14 protein-coding genes are annotated in these 16,640 nt (G+C 63.1%); 6 read left to right on the top strand and 8 right to left on the bottom strand.

Annotation, left to right across the window (positions count from 1 at the left end; all coding sequences use genetic code 11):
- Positions 1-4 precede the first annotated feature (4 nt).
- The 3 genes from ABIE52_RS11395 to ABIE52_RS11385 all read left to right on the top strand — a co-directional run bounded on the left by ABIE52_RS11395 (position 5) and on the right by ABIE52_RS11385 (position 3,156).
- Positions 5-1,747 (top strand): glycerol-3-phosphate dehydrogenase/oxidase, encoded by a 1,743-nt coding sequence (locus tag ABIE52_RS11395; protein WP_125050568.1) that lies wholly within the window; start codon positions 5-7, stop codon positions 1,745-1,747.
- A 99-nt stretch (positions 1,748-1,846) separates the two neighbouring features.
- A complete protein-coding gene (locus ABIE52_RS11390) occupies positions 1,847-2,389 on the top strand; it encodes a hypothetical protein (RefSeq protein ID WP_003940921.1) in 543 nt (180 codons plus the stop codon).
- Positions 2,390-2,439: 50 nt separating this feature from the next.
- The gene (locus ABIE52_RS11385; RefSeq protein WP_003940742.1) at positions 2,440-3,156 is read left to right on the top strand and encodes a GAF and ANTAR domain-containing protein; all 717 of its coding nucleotides are present in this window, start codon (positions 2,440-2,442) and stop codon (positions 3,154-3,156) included.
- Here the strand turns inward: ABIE52_RS11385 and ABIE52_RS11380 are convergent.
- Positions 3,125-4,072, bottom strand: a complete 948-nt coding sequence (locus ABIE52_RS11380; RefSeq protein ID WP_192712551.1) for a LysR family transcriptional regulator — start codon at positions 4,070-4,072, stop codon at positions 3,125-3,127. The genes ABIE52_RS11385 and ABIE52_RS11380 overlap by 32 nt on opposite strands.
- A 153-nt stretch (positions 4,073-4,225) precedes the next feature.
- Between ABIE52_RS11380 and ABIE52_RS11375 the strand changes: the two genes are divergently transcribed.
- Both ABIE52_RS11375 and ABIE52_RS11370 read left to right on the top strand, forming a co-directional pair.
- A complete protein-coding gene (locus ABIE52_RS11375; RefSeq protein WP_003940819.1) occupies positions 4,226-5,602 on the top strand; it encodes an MFS transporter in 1,377 nt (458 codons plus the stop codon).
- Positions 5,599-6,342, top strand: a complete 744-nt coding sequence (locus tag ABIE52_RS11370; RefSeq protein ID WP_058039068.1) for a 3-hydroxybutyrate dehydrogenase — start codon at positions 5,599-5,601, stop codon at positions 6,340-6,342. The genes ABIE52_RS11375 and ABIE52_RS11370 overlap by 4 nt, the downstream gene beginning before the upstream one ends.
- A gap of 36 nt (positions 6,343-6,378) precedes the next feature.
- Here the strand turns inward: ABIE52_RS11370 and ABIE52_RS11365 are convergent, their stop codons facing one another.
- The 5 genes from ABIE52_RS11365 to ABIE52_RS11345 all read right to left on the bottom strand — a co-directional run bounded on the left by ABIE52_RS11365 (position 6,379) and on the right by ABIE52_RS11345 (position 10,556).
- The gene (locus ABIE52_RS11365) at positions 6,379-7,263 is read right to left on the bottom strand and encodes an aldo/keto reductase (protein ID WP_058226546.1); all 885 of its coding nucleotides are present in this window, start codon (positions 7,261-7,263) and stop codon (positions 6,379-6,381) included.
- 86 nt (positions 7,264-7,349) lie between these two features.
- Complete coding sequence (locus ABIE52_RS11360; protein ID WP_102999358.1) at positions 7,350-8,273, bottom strand: hypothetical protein; 924 nt, start codon at positions 8,271-8,273, stop codon at positions 7,350-7,352.
- On the bottom strand, positions 8,263-8,913 hold the full coding sequence (locus ABIE52_RS11355; protein WP_230587435.1) for a serine/threonine protein kinase: 651 nt from the start codon (positions 8,911-8,913) through the stop codon (positions 8,263-8,265). The genes ABIE52_RS11360 and ABIE52_RS11355 overlap by 11 nt, the downstream gene beginning before the upstream one ends.
- Positions 8,914-9,060: 147 nt before the next feature.
- Positions 9,061-9,597 (bottom strand): hypothetical protein, encoded by a 537-nt coding sequence (locus ABIE52_RS11350; protein WP_003940745.1) that lies wholly within the window; start codon positions 9,595-9,597, stop codon positions 9,061-9,063.
- A gap of 17 nt (positions 9,598-9,614) precedes the next feature.
- The gene (locus ABIE52_RS11345) at positions 9,615-10,556 is read right to left on the bottom strand and encodes an oxygenase MpaB family protein (RefSeq protein ID WP_050654885.1); all 942 of its coding nucleotides are present in this window, start codon (positions 10,554-10,556) and stop codon (positions 9,615-9,617) included.
- Positions 10,557-10,643: 87 nt separating this feature from the next.
- On the opposite strand from ABIE52_RS11345, the gene ABIE52_RS11340 reads away from it, so the two are divergent.
- Positions 10,644-11,213, top strand: coding sequence for a TetR/AcrR family transcriptional regulator (locus tag ABIE52_RS11340; RefSeq protein WP_007727263.1), 570 nt, complete (start codon positions 10,644-10,646; stop codon positions 11,211-11,213).
- On the opposite strand, the gene ABIE52_RS11335 is transcribed toward ABIE52_RS11340, so the two are convergent.
- Both ABIE52_RS11335 and ABIE52_RS11330 read right to left on the bottom strand, forming a co-directional pair.
- Positions 11,200-11,991, bottom strand: a complete 792-nt coding sequence (locus ABIE52_RS11335; protein WP_030535047.1) for a DNA-formamidopyrimidine glycosylase family protein — start codon at positions 11,989-11,991, stop codon at positions 11,200-11,202. The two genes, ABIE52_RS11340 and ABIE52_RS11335, sit on opposite strands and share 14 nt — an antisense overlap.
- A gap of 63 nt (positions 11,992-12,054) precedes the next feature.
- On the bottom strand, positions 12,055-16,602 hold the full coding sequence (locus ABIE52_RS11330) for an ATP-dependent helicase (protein ID WP_042449813.1): 4,548 nt from the start codon (positions 16,600-16,602) through the stop codon (positions 12,055-12,057).
- Between the last annotated feature and the right edge of the window lie 38 nt (positions 16,603-16,640).

Below are 16,640 nucleotides of genomic sequence, written 5' to 3'. Positions count from 1 at the left end.
CGGGTTGAGTAAGCAGCAAGGTGCGCAGTTTCTCGGCCCGCAGCAGCGCGAAGCTGCTTGGGAACAACTTCAGACCGAGCAATTCGACGTCGTCGTTGTCGGCGGTGGTGTCGTCGGTGTCGGAGCGGCCCTCGATGCGGCCACCCGCGGGCTGAAGGTTGCGTTGGTCGAGGCCCGTGACTACGCATCCGGTACGTCCAGTCGCTCGTCGAAGATGTTCCACGGCGGTCTCCGCTATCTCGAGCAACTAGAATTCGGCCTCGTTCGTGAGGCGTTGCGTGAGCGCGAACTCTCGCTGACCACGCTCGCTCCGCACCTGGTCAAGCCGCTGAAGTTTCTGTTCCCCTTGGCTCACCGAGTGTGGGAACGCCCGTACATGGCCGCGGGAATCTTCCTCTACGACCGGATGGGCGGCGCCAAATCGGTCCCCTCCCAGAAACACTTGACGCGGGCGGGCGCACTGCGCATGTCGCCGAGCCTCAAGCGCAGTTCACTGACCGGTGGCATCCAGTACTACGACACCGTCGTCGACGACGCTCGGCACACCATGACCGTTGCACGGACCGCCGCCCACTACGGCGCGGTCGTCCGAACGTCGACGCAGGTCGTGGGATTTCTGCGTGAAGCGGACCGGGTCTCGGGAGTTCGTGTTCGCGACTGCGAAGACGGCCGTACCGCGGAGGTCAAGGGTCACGTCGTCATCAATGCAACCGGTGTCTGGACGGACGAAATCCAGGCCCTCTCACGTCAGCGCGGACGGTTCCGGGTGCGAGCGTCGAAGGGCGTACACATCGTCGTCCCGCGCGATCGCATCGTCAGTGAAGCCGCCATCATCCTGCGTACCGAGAAATCGGTGCTGTTCGTCATTCCGTGGGGCAGTCACTGGATCATCGGCACCACGGACACCGACTGGAACTTGGATCTCGCTCACCCAGCGGCAACCAAAGCAGATATCGACTACATCCTCGGCCACGTGAACTCCGTTCTGGTCACGCCGCTGACGCACGCCGACATCGACGGTGTGTACGCAGGCCTGCGTCCGCTGCTTGCCGGTGAGAGCGACGAGACGTCGAAGCTCTCGCGCGAGCACGCCGTTGCCCGTGTGGCTCCAGGCCTGGTCGCCATCGCCGGTGGAAAGTACACGACGTATCGGGTCATGGCGGAAGACGCCGTCGATGTCGCAGCAGAAGACATTCCGGCGCGAGTGGCGTCGTCGATCACGGAGAAGGTGCCGCTCGTCGGCGCCGACGGATACTTCGCGTTGATCAATCAGACTGTGCAACTGGGCGAGCAGTACGGCTTGCATCCGTATCGCGTCAAGCACTTGCTCGACCGCTACGGTTCACTCATCACGGAGGTCCTCGAACTCGGCCGACAGACGCCGGAGTTGTTGCAGCCCATCACAGATGCCCCCGATTACCTTCAGGTCGAGGCTGTGTACGCCGCCGCGGCGGAGGGTGCATTGCACCTCGACGACATCCTGGCTCGCCGCATGCGCATCGCAATCGAGTACCCGCATCGTGGTGTCAACTGTGCGCAACAGGTTGCCGGATTGGTTGCTCCGATTCTCGGTTGGGATCCCGCCACCGTCGAGCGCGAGGTCGACACGTACCGAGCGCGCGTCGAAGCGGAGATCGAGTCGCAGACCCAGCCGGACGACGAGTCGGCCGACGCCTTGCGCGCCGCAGCGCCGGAGTCTCGGGCCGAGATCCTCGAACCCGTCGTCGTGGTGCCGGATCGGGTCTGAGTCGCCCGTCGTTTGTTCTCGGTCTGTCGCGGGTAGGCGGATGTCGAATCACCACCCGTGTCAGCACAGACCGGTCGAGCGTCGCCCAGGAGGATCCCAATGTTCGGTAGTCGGTCGAGATCTGCTGAGGAACACATAGCCACTGCTTATCTGGTCACTCACCTGTGCGGAGCGATGGTAGGGCTGCAACTCTCGCGGTCACTCTCGGACTCGTACGGCGCGTGGGCCGACGGTGAGCTGGACTCGTTGCCGGGTGAGCTCGAGTACGAGATCGAGCAGCTGCTGCAACTGATCGAGGACACCCAGGGCATATCTCTGCCGCGGTACTCCAAGATCGACGCGACGGTCAATCGGATCAGGCGCCTCGTCCATGTCGACGCCATCTGGCGCAACCGTCTCGTGAAGCTGGCAACTCTCGAGATCATGCGGACCGCTCTGTGCGGCAAGAGTGCGATGTGGGAGGTCCTGAGAGACATTCCGGCCGGGGAGACGGAGGAGCAGTACCGCGAGCTCAACGACCTGGTGTCCAAGCAGATCACCACCGTCACGGCTCTGCATCACCGCGCGGCTACGGAAGCTTTTCAGGGGACGGACGGGCGGGAATCGGCGAGCGGCGGCGACCCCATCCGCTCGAGTAAGTAAGGTTTGTACCGTTCGGTGAAGAATTCGATGAACGGTAGACCCCGAGGTGTATGGAGATGGCTGAGCGCGACCAAGCACTGACAGAACCCACGGCAGTGTTCGCGGCGTTGGCGGAGATCCTCTACTCCGCCGCAGACAGCGCCGAGGTGTACTCCGCGATCTGTTCGGCGGCTGTCGAGTTGATTCCCGGTTGCGATCACGCAAGCCTGATGCTGCGACGGGGAAACACCAACGTCACGGTAGCGGCAAGCGATGAGATCGCCGAGCATGCAGACGATCTCGAACGTGCGACTGGTGAGGGGCCGTGCATCGACGCCCTCGACACGGAGGCGCCGCAGCTCGAGTCAGATCTTCGCACTCCGAATCAGTGGCCCGAGTTCGCTCGGAAAGTCGTGGCAGAGACACCCATTCGTGGCTCGATGGGGTTCCGACTGATGGTCGATCGTCAGAAGTTCGGTGCCCTCAACCTCTTCTCCGACACTCCGGGAGCATTCACGGAAACTGTTGCCGACCACGCGATCATGTTGGCATCGTTTGCATCCGTGGCCGTCACCGCGCTGAACCGAGGAGAGGATGCCGACTCGCTGCGGCGCGGCCTGGCGAGCAGTCGCGAAATCGGTCAGGCCGTCGGTCTGCTGATGGCTTTGCATCGGGTGTCCGACGACGAGGCCTTCGACATTCTGGTGCGAACCTCGCAGAACATGAACGTCAAGATCGCCGAGTTGGCGCGCAAGGTCATCGTCCAGCATCGTTCGACTCTGGACTGAGCGCTTCGTTCGCCCCGGGCGAGCCGAGGAGTTGAGATCGCTTGAGATCCACCGTCTCTCGAAGTGCCGTCACCACCGCTGCGACTTCCGGTCGGCGCAAGGATTCAGAACGAGCCACCAACCAGTACGAAAGTCTGACTTCGATGTGAGCCGGCAGCACGCGAATCAGATCGTCGTGCTGCTCGGCCATGAAGCAGGGGAGCAAGCCGATGCCGGCACCCGCGCGCGTTGCCTCGATGTGGACGAACACGTTGGTGGACGTGACGGCCTCGCGCATGGAAACCGTGAGCTTGCGAGCCAGATCGAGTTCGTCGACCTGCAGCATCGAGTCGATGAAATACACGAGCGAGTGTTCGGCCAGCTCTTCGGCACTTTCGGGAACAGCATTCTGACGTAGATACTCTCGGGAGGCGTACAAACCCAGCGCGTAGTCGGCCAGATGGACGGCCTCGGCGCGGTGAACTTGAGGTTTGCCGACAACAACCTCGATGTCGAGCCCCGAGCGTATCTGCGACGCCTTTCTGGTCGCGACGACTATCTCCACGCTCACGCGAGGATGGCGTCTGCGAACCGCTGCGCCGGCGGGGGCCGCGATGTATGCGCTGAAGCCGTCGGTGGCCGAGACCCGCACGGCGCCGTCGAGTTGCTGCTGACCGGTGGAGTCGAGTGCCAGTTCGTTCACCGCGGCCTCGATGCGCTCGGCCGCGCTGAGGGCTTGTCTGCCCAGGTCGGTCAACTCCCAGCCGCCGGACGAGCGGACCAGTACACGGCCGCCGAGGCTCTTCTCGAGCAAGGCGATGCGGCGCGAAATGGTGGTGTGGTTGAGGCCCAGGTCGTCGGCGGCGGTGTTGAAGCGGCCGGTGCGACCGACCGCGAGAAGCACCAGTAGGTCGTCCGGGCTCAGTCCGAGTGTCATATCTGCATTTTTGCACCTGTATGGTGCGAGATTTGTCATTGTCGTGCCAAGAATCTGCACCGATACTCATCGAGTCACAAAAAATGTGCGAGCGGTCACATTCCTGATCGTGAAGAGCAGGCGAATCGCGAACTGAAGACGAGGGAGTCCACGATGAGCGTCGACAACATGCCGAAACCCGAGAGCCAAGCCCCACCATCGGGGCTGAAGAAGGTGGTCGGCGCCTCGATGGCGGGCACCGTGGTCGAGTGGTACGAGTTCTTTCTGTACGGCACGGCGGCCACGCTGGTCTTCAGCAAAGTCTTCTTTCCTGGCGGCGGCAACGAGCTGGATGCGATCATCGCGGCTTTCATCACCTACGCCGTCGGATTCGCCGCCCGGCCACTCGGCGGAATCGTCTTCGGATATTTCGGAGACAAGTTCGGCCGGAAGCAGTTGTTGCAGTTCAGTTTGCTGCTGGTCGGTGCCGCGACCTTCCTGATGGGCTGCCTACCGACCTACGGTCAGATCGGCTACTGGGCGCCGGCACTGCTGGTCACGCTGCGCTTCATCCAAGGATTTGCTGTCGGCGGCGAATGGGGTGGGGCGGTACTCCTTGTCGCCGAGCACAGCCCGAATCGATCTCGCGGGTTCTGGTCGTCCTGGCCTCAGGCCGGCGTGCCGATGGGCAACCTGGTGGCCACTGTCGTGCTGTTGATCCTGACGTCGACGCTCTCGGACGAATCCTTCATGAGTTGGGGCTGGCGCGTTGCCTTCTGGCTCTCCGCGGTGATCGTTCTGGTCGGGTACTACGTTCGGACCAAGGTCACCGACGCTCCCATTTTCATTGCGGCGCAGAAGGAAGCAGAACTGGTCAAGGCAACCTCGTACAGCGTTTTCGAGGTGGTCAAGCGTTACCCGCGCGGAGTGTTGACCGCGATGGGCCTGCGTTTCGCCGAAAACGTCATGTACTACCTCGTGGTGACCTTCTCGATCACCTACCTCAAGGTCGTCGTTCATGCGGACACGGCGCACATCCTCTGGTGGATGCTGATGGCACATGCCGTGCACTTCGCAGTGATTCCGTTGGTGGGCAAACTGTCCGACACGATCGGTCGACGCCCGGTGTACATGATCGGCGCCGTCACCGCCGGAACATGGGGATTCTTCGCCTTTCCGATGATGAACAGCGGGCACAATGCAGTCATCTTGTCGGCAATCATCATCGGGCTTGTGTTCCACGCGTTCATGTACGCCGGCCAACCCGCGATCATGGCCGAGATGTTCCCGACCCGGATGCGCTATTCCGGTGTCTCCCTGGGATATCAGGTCACGTCGATCGTGGCAGGTTCACTGGCTCCGATCATCGCGACCGGACTGCTGAGCAAGTTCGACTCCTCGGTCCCCATCGCGATCTATCTCCTGTTGGCATCCCTGGTCACCATCGTCGCAGTCGTTTTCGCGCGGGAGACCAAGGGAATCTCGCTCGAGTCCGTCGATGCCGCCGACGCACGAGTGCTCGCCGACGAGCGGGCCGGTGTTTCCGCATGACGCTCTCCGGCAAAACGGCACTGGTCACCGGTGGTGCCAGCGGTATCGGCGAGGCGTGTGCTCGACTCCTTGCCGCCCGCGGCGCCCACGTCACCGTCGCTGATCTCGACGACGTCGCCGCGAAGGCGCTGGCCGACGAGATCGACGGCACTGCGTGGGCCGTCGATCTCCTCGACACCGACCAACTCGTGGATCTGGCACTCGAGACGGACGTACTTGTCAACAACGCCGGCATTCAACGGGTCAGTCCCATCGAGGATTTCGACGTCGAGGACTTCCGGAAGATTCAACGCCTCATGGTCGAAGCGCCGTTCCTCCTGGTCAGAGCGGCCCTGCCGTACATGTACCGCAAAGGATTCGGGCGCATCGTCAACATTTCCTCGGTCCACGGGCTCCGCGCTTCGGCATTCAAGAGTGCGTACGTCACGGCAAAGCACGGACTCGAAGGCCTGTCGAAAGTTGTTGCGCTCGAGGGTGCCCCACACGGTGTCACCAGTAACTGTGTCAATCCGGGCTACGTCCTGACACCACTCGTGCGATCCCAGATCTCCGACCAGGCAAAGGTTCACGGAATCAGTGAATCCGAGGTTGTCGAGAAGGTGATGCTCACTGAGAGCGCGATCAAACGGATGGTCGAGCCCACAGAAGTGGCATCGCTGGTGGGGTGGCTGGCATCGACCGAGGCGTCGATGGTGACGGGGGCTTCGTACACCATCGACGGCGGGTGGAGCGCCAGCTAGATCACTGGGGCTGCTGTGTTGTTCAAGCTGCCGGGTTCAGGCTTCGGGAATCTCGATTCCGAACTTCTCGCGGGTGATGACCTCGGGTTCGGGACCGCCGCGAACTCCGGTGTCGAGTGCGTCGATTGCGGAGAGTTCTTCGGCGGTGAGTTCGAAGTCGAACACGTCGAAGTTCTCCGCGATCCGCGAGGGAGTCACCGACTTGGGGATCACCTGGCGGCCCTGCTGGAGGTGCCAGCGCAGCATCACCTGTGCAGGCGACTTGCCGTGCGCGGTCGCGATGGCGCCGATGGTGGCGTCCTCGAGGGTCGAGCCGTGGGAGCCGTCGCGGTAGAACGTGATTCCGCCGATCGGTGACCAGGCCTGAGACAGAATCCCGTGATCGGCGTCGGCCTCGAGCAAAGTCGACTGCCTGAAGTACGGATGAACCTCGATCTGGTTGACCGCCGGCACCACGGACGTTGCGTCCAGGAGTCGGGTGAGGTGATCCGGCATGAAGTTACTGACTCCGATGGCGCGGACCTTGCCGTCGGCCAGAAGCGTTTCCAACGCCCTGTACGCGTCGATCGTGCGCTCGAACTCGCTCGGCAACGCCTGATGGAGGATCAGAAGGTCGAGTTGTTCGACACCGAGTTTGCCTGCGCTCTTGTCGAAGGCATGCAGAGTCTCGTCGTATCCGTAGTCGGTGATCCAGACCTTCGACTCGACGAAGATGTCCGCGCGATCGAGTCCGGATCGCCGGATCGCCTCACCGACGCCCTTCTCGTTGCCGTAGGCCGCGGCAGTGTCGATATGGCGATAACCCGTCGACAGCGCGGACTCGACGGCGGCGAGTGTTTCGTCCGGCGGCGTCTGGTACACGCCGAAGCCAAGCGCTGGGATGTCGACGCCGTTGTTCAGTTTCAGACTCGGGATGCTCATGTCGTCCACGGTAGCGGCGGCCGGGGGTTCGGCGGGAGTGACTGCTCAGCCGGGTAACGGCAGTACCTCCCTCGACCGGCAGTACTTCAGCTCGGTTGGCAGGTGCCGCCGATGGGTAAAGCCTGCGCTCGTTCGCCTACCCAGCGGCCGATGTCGCTGAGCATCGCAGTACCGTCGGCGAAAGTGCCCGAGTCCGGCTTGGCTGCGATGGCGACAGCGAGTTGTCCGGTGCCGCTGCTGATGATCCCGAATTGGCGGACCAGATAGCCGCCGTCGTCGTCCGGCCCCCACCCACCTTTGAATCGAGCGGCCGGGATCACTCCCAGGCCCCACTGTTGGTCGGGGCTGATGCTGCCCATGAGCCCGAAGACTTCGGTGGCGTCGCTCCGGCATGGCAGGGTGGCGGCGAATTGCGCTTGGACGGCAAGTGGCCATTGTGTTTGACCGAACGAGCTGAATTCTGGTCGTAGCGTGCGTGATTCCACGGTGGTGGACATATCGCCGGAGGCCACGAGGACTGACTCGACCTTCGCTGCGGCAGTGGTCGGATCGCCGAGGCCTCGCCACAGTTCTTCGGCTGATTCGTTGTCGGAGGTGGTGATCGCCTGCTTGACCGTTGTGAGTTCTGTGTTGTCGGTTTCGTGGAGGGCTGCGATGGACAGTGGGACTTTGATGGTGGACCAGGCGACTCCGTTCTGCCACTCGCCGGCAACGAGTGACTGACCTCCGCCGACGGGCACGAGTGCGATACCCACGGCGCCGCCGAGGGTGTTGCCCAGGGCCTCGAATCCGGCGAGCGGGCCGACACCGTTGCCCGGGGCGGCAGGAGTCTCTGTCGGCTCCGGTGGAACGACGACGATCTCGGTGATCGTCTCGACCTTCTCCGACGACTCGTCTCGCGTCGGAATCGTGCAGCCCGCGAGGGCTGCTGCAGAAGCAGTGGCGAGTGCAACCGCCAGGAGTCGTCGGCGCGTCCCGCTTCGAGCCTCGACGCACTGCTCAATAGACATAGACCACCGCGTTGTTTCCGCCGGTACACGTGACGACTTTGTTGCCGGCGCAGTTCATCGAGTACCGAGTTCCCGTGACCGGACTGACCGCGCTGATGGAGACCGGGCCGCCGCGTCGACCCTGGCTCACGTACTGGTAGCGCACTTCTTCGGCGAACTCACAAGACGTCACGCTGGTGCCGACGGCGGACGTCGTGAATTCGTTGTTCGAGAACACCGATCCACAACGCGCTGCGCTGGCAGGGACCGACTCGTTGGGCGCGGGTGTGACGACGCCGTTCTGCGGCGCGGCCGCAGGTGAGGTGATCACCACGGTTTCCGTGCGTGCGGTGTTCTCGTCGGAATTGTCGTTCAAGACGAGAGGGAGAACCCATACGTAGACCACGACGGCGACGAGTGCGACTGTGACAACTCCCAGTAGGACCCACAGCCATGCATACGATTTCGGCGGGCGGGGAGGCATCGGCGAATATCCAGTGCCTTGACCGTATGGGGGCCGGGGCGGGGTGTAAGCAGGCTGATGTCCCGAGTACGGAGCCTGACCGGGTGTGATGCCCGGCGGCGGAGGAGGGGGCGGAGGGAGAGGTGTCGTGTGGTTGGGGTCGTTGTTCCAGGGATACGGCGACTGTGGTGTTGTCATTGCGGGCTGCTCCTCTGCCTACTTGATAGAAGTGGGCCGAGTTAGTCGTCGATCACCGCACATCGAAATTACCGATTGCTAGGTTTCTGCGAATTGCCCGTCTTAGTTATATACGACCGGTCTGACTTCTTTTGCACTTGTGGCTCGTCAATGAGTGAGCACTATCTTCAACCCGACTATGAGGGTGGCGACGGCAGCGAGGCCGAAGGCTGCCAGATGTGTGTTCGTACTGACTTTCTCGCCGTGCAGTCGGCTGATCACGTAACTGGTGGAACCGATCCGCAGGATCAAGACGATTTCCGCGATCAACTGCGCCGTCCGTGGTTCCAGGAAGTTGAACCACGCCGTCGCGAGAATGACGACAGGAACAACCGCAGAGGTGAGGATCGGGACGGAATCGCGAAGCGAGTCGATTCTCTCCGCGGTCGTCAGTCGGCGATCGTTGCGAATGCTCTCGCCGACGCCCTCGGCAAATGTGTGGGCGATGTATGTCGACAATGCCGTGCCGACCACAATCGCGGCGCCGAGCGATTCCTGAGATTTCGTCACCGGTATGAGTGCGGCGAGGACAAGAATGTTGCCGTAGATGTACGCGGTGGTCCTCGCCGCCACACGTTCTTGTCCCAGCGGCGCACCGTGAGACGTGATCGGACGGTTCAGCAGGGTTCGCAGGTCCCACTCCATGTTCAGAGCATGGCAGATCAGACCCTGGGGCTGTAGTGCATCGGGTTATCTCGCTGCTCGAGCGGGGGCAGGTTGCGCGCCGGTGTGTGGACCAGTGGTGCATCGGCGGGGATTCGGCCGTCAGCTCGATCCCATCCCGCGCGAGCACGTGGCTGATACCGGTATCGCCACGGCACCAGACGGAAGACGGCGTTGACGGTGCGGCCGACAGCGTTGTGAATTTTCTGATCGCGACTGGTCCACGAGTAGCCGAGTAGGTCTCGAACCGGTTGGTCGTACATTCCGACCGTCAGCCACACGAATCCGCGGGCGAGGGGGATTCGGGCGAGCCGCCACAACGGATCGGGTAGCCACGTCATGTACGGGGGCTTGCCGAGTCCCGACAGGTCGAGGACGTCGCGGGTCGCCTTGTTGTCTTCGAGTACGTTGCGGCACATGTGGTCCCAGTACTCCTGAAATGCTTCCCAGGTCTCGGGAACAGGGCGCATGCTCATCCCGTACAGGCGGTACCACTGAATGTGCTCGGTGAAGAGCTGACGTTTCTGGGCCTCGGTCAAGCCACCGGAGAAGTTCTCGGCAGTGACGATTGTGCCCATGAAGAACGTTGCGTGCGCCCAGTAGAAAGTATCGGGATCGAGTGCGTGATACCGACGCCCCAACTTGTCGACGCCCTTGATTCGTGTGTGATAGCCGCGGACTTCTTCGGCTGTCTGCTGCGCGCGATCGCCGTCGAAGACCACGCCTGCAATGGGATACAGCGAGCGGTACAGTCGTTCCCACCGCTCGTCGAAGAATTGTGAATGCTCCTCGACTCCGGCGCCGAGGCCGGGGTGCATGTTCTGCATCGAACCGGCCCAGACGCCTTGCAGCATCCCGCGCCAGTCGCCGAAATACCTCCACGTCAGGGAATCCGGACCGAGGGGAACCGGGGTGCTGCTGTCGTCAAGTTGACTACGCATGTTGTCAGATTAGGATCGACAACAGCGGTAGTCAAGGATCGAATGCCGGGTGCATTGAAGATCAAGTGTCGGCGAAGTGGGGAAGTTGTGAGCATCGAAGAACGCAGGGCCACTCGAAAGGCGACGTTGTTCGACGTCGGAGTGACACTGCTCGGTGCGGTCGACGGTCCGGCCGTCAACGTGCGTGCGGTCTGCAAGGCCGCCGGTTTGACCGAGCGGTACTTCTACGAAAGCTTCACCGATCGCGATCAGTACGTTGTCGCGGTCCACACGTTTGTCGCCGAGCGTGCGCAGTCGGCGCTTGCGTCGGCAGTGGAGTCGGAGACGACATCCGAGGCCGTCGCCACCGCTGCGGTCGACGCTTTCGTCAAGCTCATGGTCGACGATCCGGCGATGGGGAGAGTGCTCCTGATCGCCCCGCTCTCGGAACCCGTTCTGAGCGGCCGCGGTATCGAATCGATGCCGGCGTTCGTCGACCTGGTGTACGACCAGTTGTCCGAGATCGCTGATCCCGTGGACAAGCAACTGGTGGCAGTCGGACTGGTCGGGGCGTTGTTCACACTGTTCATCGGTTATCTGGACGGCACGATCGTCGTGGACCGTGATCGATTTGTCCGCCACTGCGTCAGGCTGCTGATCAACGCTAACCAGGCGTGAAGGGCTGGCAGGCCGGGCAGAAGAAGATATTTCGCTCGGTGAGCTGATCCGGTCCGAGGGTGTCTTCTCTGATGCGAGTTCCGCAACGGCGGCATGGTTTTCCGCGTCTGCCGTACACCCATGTCTGCCTACCGGGGCGGGTGTCGCCGGTGGTGACCCGGATGCGACGCGACTTGTTGACGTTGATGGTGCGAAAAGACAGATCCACTATCGCGTCGAGATTCCCCGCGAGATGTGTCGGCGTTTTCGGGTGAATACCTCGTAGGAAGCAGATCTCGTTTCGGTACACGTTGCCCAGTCCGGCCATCACCCGCTGATCCAGGAGCGCGATTCCGATCGGTACGGAGTCGGCAGCCCGAAGATTTCGGGCGGCCACGGAACTGTCCCAATCGGTCCCGAGCAGATCCGGTCCGAGATGTCCGACGGCCTCCTGTTCCTGCCCGAGTTCGAGGATCTCGGTGATTCCCAGTGAAAAGCCAACTGCTACAGAGTCTTCGGTGGCCAAGATGATGCGCGCTTGATGAGCGGGTCGGCGCCAGCGCTCGCCGGGGCGATAAATCTGCCACTGACCTTCCATCTTCAGATGCGTGTGAATGGACGCTTCGCCCACTCGGATCAGGAGATGTTTTCCGCGGCTGGCGACGGAATCCACGCGGTGGCCCGAGAGATCAACCGTGGCGTAACGAGGAACGCGGACGTCGCAGGTGGTGAGTACCTTCTCGGCCAGGGCAGCGCGCAGTTCATTGGCGGCCCGCCACACGGTATCGCCCTCAGGCATGGTCGCCGCACCCACACTTCAGGATCTCAACTTCCACGATCTCAATCATCATGACCCCAATCCTCATGACCGCAACCGGAATCCGCGAGGGGTGGCCGCGAAGCCGGCTTCGACCAGGACCGGAGCAAAATCGTTGCCGTGGATGGTCTCTCCGTCGACCTTCTCCACTACCAACTTGTCGATGGCGCGAGAAGTCACCTTCTGAGCAAGTGACAGTGCTGCCAGGCGCAACGTTCCGCCGTCGTCGGTGAATGTCAGGATCGTGCGACCGCCGCGCTCGACGAACAGAACCAACTCACCCTCCACCAGAACTACCAGTGCGCCGGCTTTTCGTCCGGGTCGGTGTCCTGGTGACTCTTCGCCCCCCGACGCCGGCCACGGCAGCGCCGCGCCGTACGGGTTTGCCGGGTCGCACGCCGCGAGAGTGACTGCAGCCGAGGAGGTGTGGCGCCCCTCGATGGAATCACCGAACGTCCGCAAGCGGTCCACCACGGGAGGCGTGGAGAATTGAGCGCCGCCCAGGGTGTCCACGAAGTATCCGCGTCGAGCGCGCCCGTTGTCCTCGAACGTGCTCAGTACCTTGTAGATCAACGCGAAACCGCCCGGCACGTTCTCGCTCATCACCGAACCGCGGGTGACGACGCCGTATCGTTCGAGCAGCAGATCAGCCGTGGCGTGCGCCCGGATAGTGGGGTCAGGTTCGATACCTGGCAGCTGGAACCACCGACCGGAGGCAGTTGCCGGTCCCGTGCGCGCGGGCGTGGAAGCGCGGGCCATTCCGCGGTACGGACGGGCCCGCGGAACACGGCGAGGTGATCGGTGACTGGTTGTTGTTCTGGTGGTGTCGGAGAGAAGTGCGCGCAGCGGTGCAACGGTGTCGTTACCGATGTGTCCGAGCCACACCAACTCCCACAGTGCCGTCGTCACCGCACTGTCGACCGTGTCCGCAGCCGACTCCGTAGTTCGCAACGCGTCGACCAACTGGCGGAAGAAGTAGGCACCGCCGCCGGACAGCAGGTCGAGGATGCGCTTCTGCAATTCCGAGACGTCGGTGTCGGCGGGCGAATTGAGCGTGATCGGTGCCAGGTCGGCGGGGTGCAGCACTACCCACCCGTCTTTGCCCGAGATAGCTCCCGATCCGGACCACAGGACTTCACCCGTCGACGTGAGTTCGTCCAACATCGCGGGAGAGTAGTCGGCAACTCGGCTCGGCAGGATCAACGATTCGAGAGCGGACGCCGGAATCGGAACGCCGGCAAGTTGATCGACCACCGTTGCAACACCGTCGATTCCTCGCAGCGTGCCGCCTACGTGCTGCCAACTGGGAAGGAATCGCCCGAGCGTCGCGGTGCTGACCGGCTCGACCTCCTGCCGTGCCGCGGCGAGCGAGCGTCGCCGCAAGCGACGCAGGACCTCGGCGTCGCACCATTCGCTCCCGGTTGCAGACGGGCGGAATTCACCTTCCAGGACCCGCTTTTCGAGCGCGAGCCGACCGAGAACGTCACGCGCGACTGATACTCCGAGACCGAAGCGTGCAGCCGCGTCGGCGAGAGTGAAGGGACCGTGGGTGCGGGCGTACCGGCTCAGGAGGTCGTCGAGTGGTTGATCGACCGGCTCGATGAACGCGGCCGGAACGCCGATGGGTAGGGGAACGCCGAGTCCATCGCGAAGCCGCGCTGCATCTTCGACGACGGTCCACCAGCTCTCGCCCGCATACGAGACGTGGAGGGCGCGTTTGTCCGTAACCAACTTCTCGAGCCATGAGACCGGGTCCTCGAGACAGCGTTCGGTGACTTCTTCGGTGGTCAGCGGGCCGAGCATGCGGAGGAGATCGGCAACACCCTCGAGGTCCTTGGCCTTTCGGTCAGGGACGAGCCGTTGCAGTTCACGTTCGGCCTGCTCGATCACTCCGGCGTCGAGGAGCTCGCGCAGCTCGACGCGGCCGAGGAGTTCGGCCAACAGCGTGGAGTCCAAGGACAAAGCGGCGGCGCGTCGCTCGGCGAGGGGGCTGTCGCCCTCGTACATGAACGCACCCACGTAGTTGAACAGGAGCGCACTGGCGAACGGAGACGGAGAGGCCGTCTCCACCTCGACGATTCGAATCTGCCTTTTCTCGATCTTGCCGAACAATTCCTTCAGTGCAGGCAGGTCGTAAACGTCCTGCAAGCACTCGCGTACGGTCTCGAGCAGGATCGGGAAGGTCGGGAACTTGCGGGCGACGTCCAGCAGTTGCGCCGACCGCTGACGCTGCTGCCACAGCGGTGCACGTTTTCCGGGATTGCGGCGGGGGAGAAGCAGTGCGCGGGCGGCACATTCGCGGAATCGGGAAGCGAAGAGCGCGGAGCCGCCCACCTCCTGGGTGACCAGATCTTCGATGTCCTCGACGTCGAAGGTGAACAGTTCGGCGCCGGGAGGTTCGTTCTCGGTGTCGGGGAGTCGGATGATGATGCCGTCGTCGGAGGCCGTCGGGCTGGAATCGACGCCGTATCGTTCCTGCAGGCGCGCCCCGATGGCGAGGGCCCACGGTGCGTGAACCCGTTGGCCGTACGGGGAATGCAGCACCAGACGCCAATCACCGAGTTCGTCGCGGAAGCGTTCGACCACCAGGGTTCGATCCGACGGCACCTGCCCGGTGGCATTCTTCTGCTCACCGACGAGTTGGATCAGGTTGGTAGTCGCGTTGTGATCGAGCCCGCCCACGCGGCAACGCTCGACGACGTCGGCTTCGTTGCCGAGAGCCGTTTCGCGGACGAACTGCCCCAACGCCTGTCCGAGTTCGGCGGGGCGACCGAGTCCGTCGCCGTGCCAGAAGGGCAAACGACCCGGCATGCCGTAGGCGGGGCTGACCAGAACCCGATCGAAGGTGATCTCCTCGATCCGCCAACTGGTGGCGCCGAGCGCGAAGACGTCGCCGACCCGGGATTCGTAGACCATTTCCTCGTCGAGTTCGCCGACGCGGGACGCTTTCTCGCCAACCATGTAGACGGTGAAGAGGCCGCGGTCGGGGATTGCGCCGCCGGAAGTGACGGCCAAACGCTGCGAACCCGGGCGGCCCGTGAGCGTGTTGGACTCACGATCCCAGACAAGGCGAGGACGTAATTCGGCGAACTCGTCCGAGGGGTACCGCCCCGCCAGCAAGTCCAGAGTCGATTCGTACGCCGAACGGGGAAGCGTTGCAAAGGAACCGCTTCGGCGCACGGTCTCGAACCAGTCGTCGACGTCGATCGGTTCGAGAGCGGTGGCCGCAACAGTTTGCTGAGCGAGGATGTCGAGGGGATTGGCCGGAACGGCCATCGCTTCGATCTTGCCTTCGACCATGCGCTCGACCGTCACCGCGCAATGAATCAGGTCGGTGCGATGCTTGGGGAAGACGACGCCTCGCGATATCTCACCGACCTGGTGGCCGGCGCGGCCGACACGTTGCAGGCCGCTGGCAACCGAAGGCGGTGCCTCCACCTGGATGACCAAGTCGACGGCGCCCATGTCGATTCCGAGTTCGAGACTGCTGGTGGCGACGACGCATCGCAATCGACCCGATTTGAGGTCGTCTTCGATGAGGGCTCGCTGGTCTTTGCTGACCGATCCGTGGTGGGCGCGAGCAAGGAGGGGTTCTGCGCCGTAGTTGACCTCGGTGGGAGCCCCGATCTGCGCGGGCGGGCGAGATGTTTTCTCGACGGCCAGACCGATGCGTTCTGCATGAATCTCGTTGAGCCTGGCTGTCAATCGTTCGGCGAGGCGGCGAGAGTTGGCGAACACGATGGACGATCGGTGGTCGAGAACGAGGTCGACGATCTGTTCCTCGACGTGGGGCCAGATCGAACCGGCTTGCGGGGTGGGAGATTCGGAACCGTCGTCCGGCGTCGCGATCCCCAGTTCGGTCATGTCCTCGACGGGAACACGGACCGTGAGGTCGAAGGTCTTGGCGGCAGGCGGAGCCACGATTCGGATCGGTGCCGAACCGGCGAGGAACCGCCCGATCTCCTCGTGCGGACGGACAGTGGCCGACAATCCGATGCGTTGCGCCGGACGCTCGAGCAAGCCGTCCAGGCGTTCCAGTGAGAGCGCGAGGTGAGAGCCGCGCTTGGTGCCCGCCACCGCGTGAACCTCGTCGACGATCACGGTGTCGACACCGACCAGTGTTTCCCGGGCAGCGGAGGTGAGCATCAGGAACAACGACTCAGGCGTGGTGATCAGGATGTCCGGGGGTCGTTTGATCAACGAGCGCCGATCGGCCTGGGACGTATCACCGGAACGGACACCGACGGTGATCTCGGGCGGAGTGAGGCCTAGACGCTTCGCCGTCTGCGTGATGCCGACCAGCGGCGCGCGAAGGTTCCGCTCGACGTCCACACCCAGCGCTTTGAGCGGCGAAATGTAGAGGACTTTGGTGGCGCGTTCGCCTTCGTCCTTGGCGGCGAGTTGATCGAGGGCCCACAGGAACGCCGACAATGTCTTGCCGGAGCCGGTGGGCGCGACGACAAGTGTGTGAGAGCCACTCGCGATGGATTCCCAGGCGCCGAGCTGCGCAGCAGTCGGAGCGCTGAAAGCGCCGCCGAACCACTCGCGTGTGGCGGGCGAGAACCTACCGAGGACGTTGGTCACGACCACCATATTGCCCCTTCCCACCGACAGCGTGTTCGTGCCTGCAG

Origin of the sequence: Rhodococcus sp. OAS809 (assembly GCF_040546695.1) — a bacterium.
Taxonomy (GTDB): Bacteria; Actinomycetota; Actinomycetes; order Mycobacteriales; family Mycobacteriaceae; genus Rhodococcus_F; species Rhodococcus_F qingshengii.
This window is presented reverse-complemented; position numbering and strand designations above follow the sequence as displayed.

Bases quoted from the DNA above. Each gene is read 5' to 3' on its own strand.
- ABIE52_RS11390 (WP_003940921.1), top strand. From the start codon at position 1,847: ATGTTCGGTAGTCGGTCGAGATCTGCTGAGGAACACATAGCCACTGCT.
- ABIE52_RS11385 (WP_003940742.1), top strand. From the start codon at position 2,440: ATGGAGATGGCTGAGCGCGACCAAGCACTGACAGAACCCACGGCAGTG.
- ABIE52_RS11380 (WP_192712551.1), bottom strand. From the start codon at position 4,072: ATGACACTCGGACTGAGCCCGGACGACCTACTGGTGCTTCTCGCGGTC.
- ABIE52_RS11375 (WP_003940819.1), top strand. From the start codon at position 4,226: ATGAGCGTCGACAACATGCCGAAACCCGAGAGCCAAGCCCCACCATCG.
- ABIE52_RS11370 (WP_058039068.1), top strand. From the start codon at position 5,599: ATGACGCTCTCCGGCAAAACGGCACTGGTCACCGGTGGTGCCAGCGGT.
- ABIE52_RS11365 (WP_058226546.1), bottom strand. From the start codon at position 7,263: ATGAGCATCCCGAGTCTGAAACTGAACAACGGCGTCGACATCCCAGCG.
- ABIE52_RS11360 (WP_102999358.1), bottom strand. From the start codon at position 8,273: ATGTCTATTGAGCAGTGCGTCGAGGCTCGAAGCGGGACGCGCCGACGA.
- ABIE52_RS11355 (WP_230587435.1), bottom strand. From the start codon at position 8,913: ATGACAACACCACAGTCGCCGTATCCCTGGAACAACGACCCCAACCAC.
- ABIE52_RS11350 (WP_003940745.1), bottom strand. From the start codon at position 9,597: ATGGAGTGGGACCTGCGAACCCTGCTGAACCGTCCGATCACGTCTCAC.
- ABIE52_RS11345 (WP_050654885.1), bottom strand. From the start codon at position 10,556: ATGCGTAGTCAACTTGACGACAGCAGCACCCCGGTTCCCCTCGGTCCG.
- ABIE52_RS11335 (WP_030535047.1), bottom strand. From the start codon at position 11,991: ATGCCTGAGGGCGATACCGTGTGGCGGGCCGCCAATGAACTGCGCGCT.
- ABIE52_RS11330 (WP_042449813.1), bottom strand. From the start codon at position 16,602: ATGGTGGTCGTGACCAACGTCCTCGGTAGGTTCTCGCCCGCCACACGC.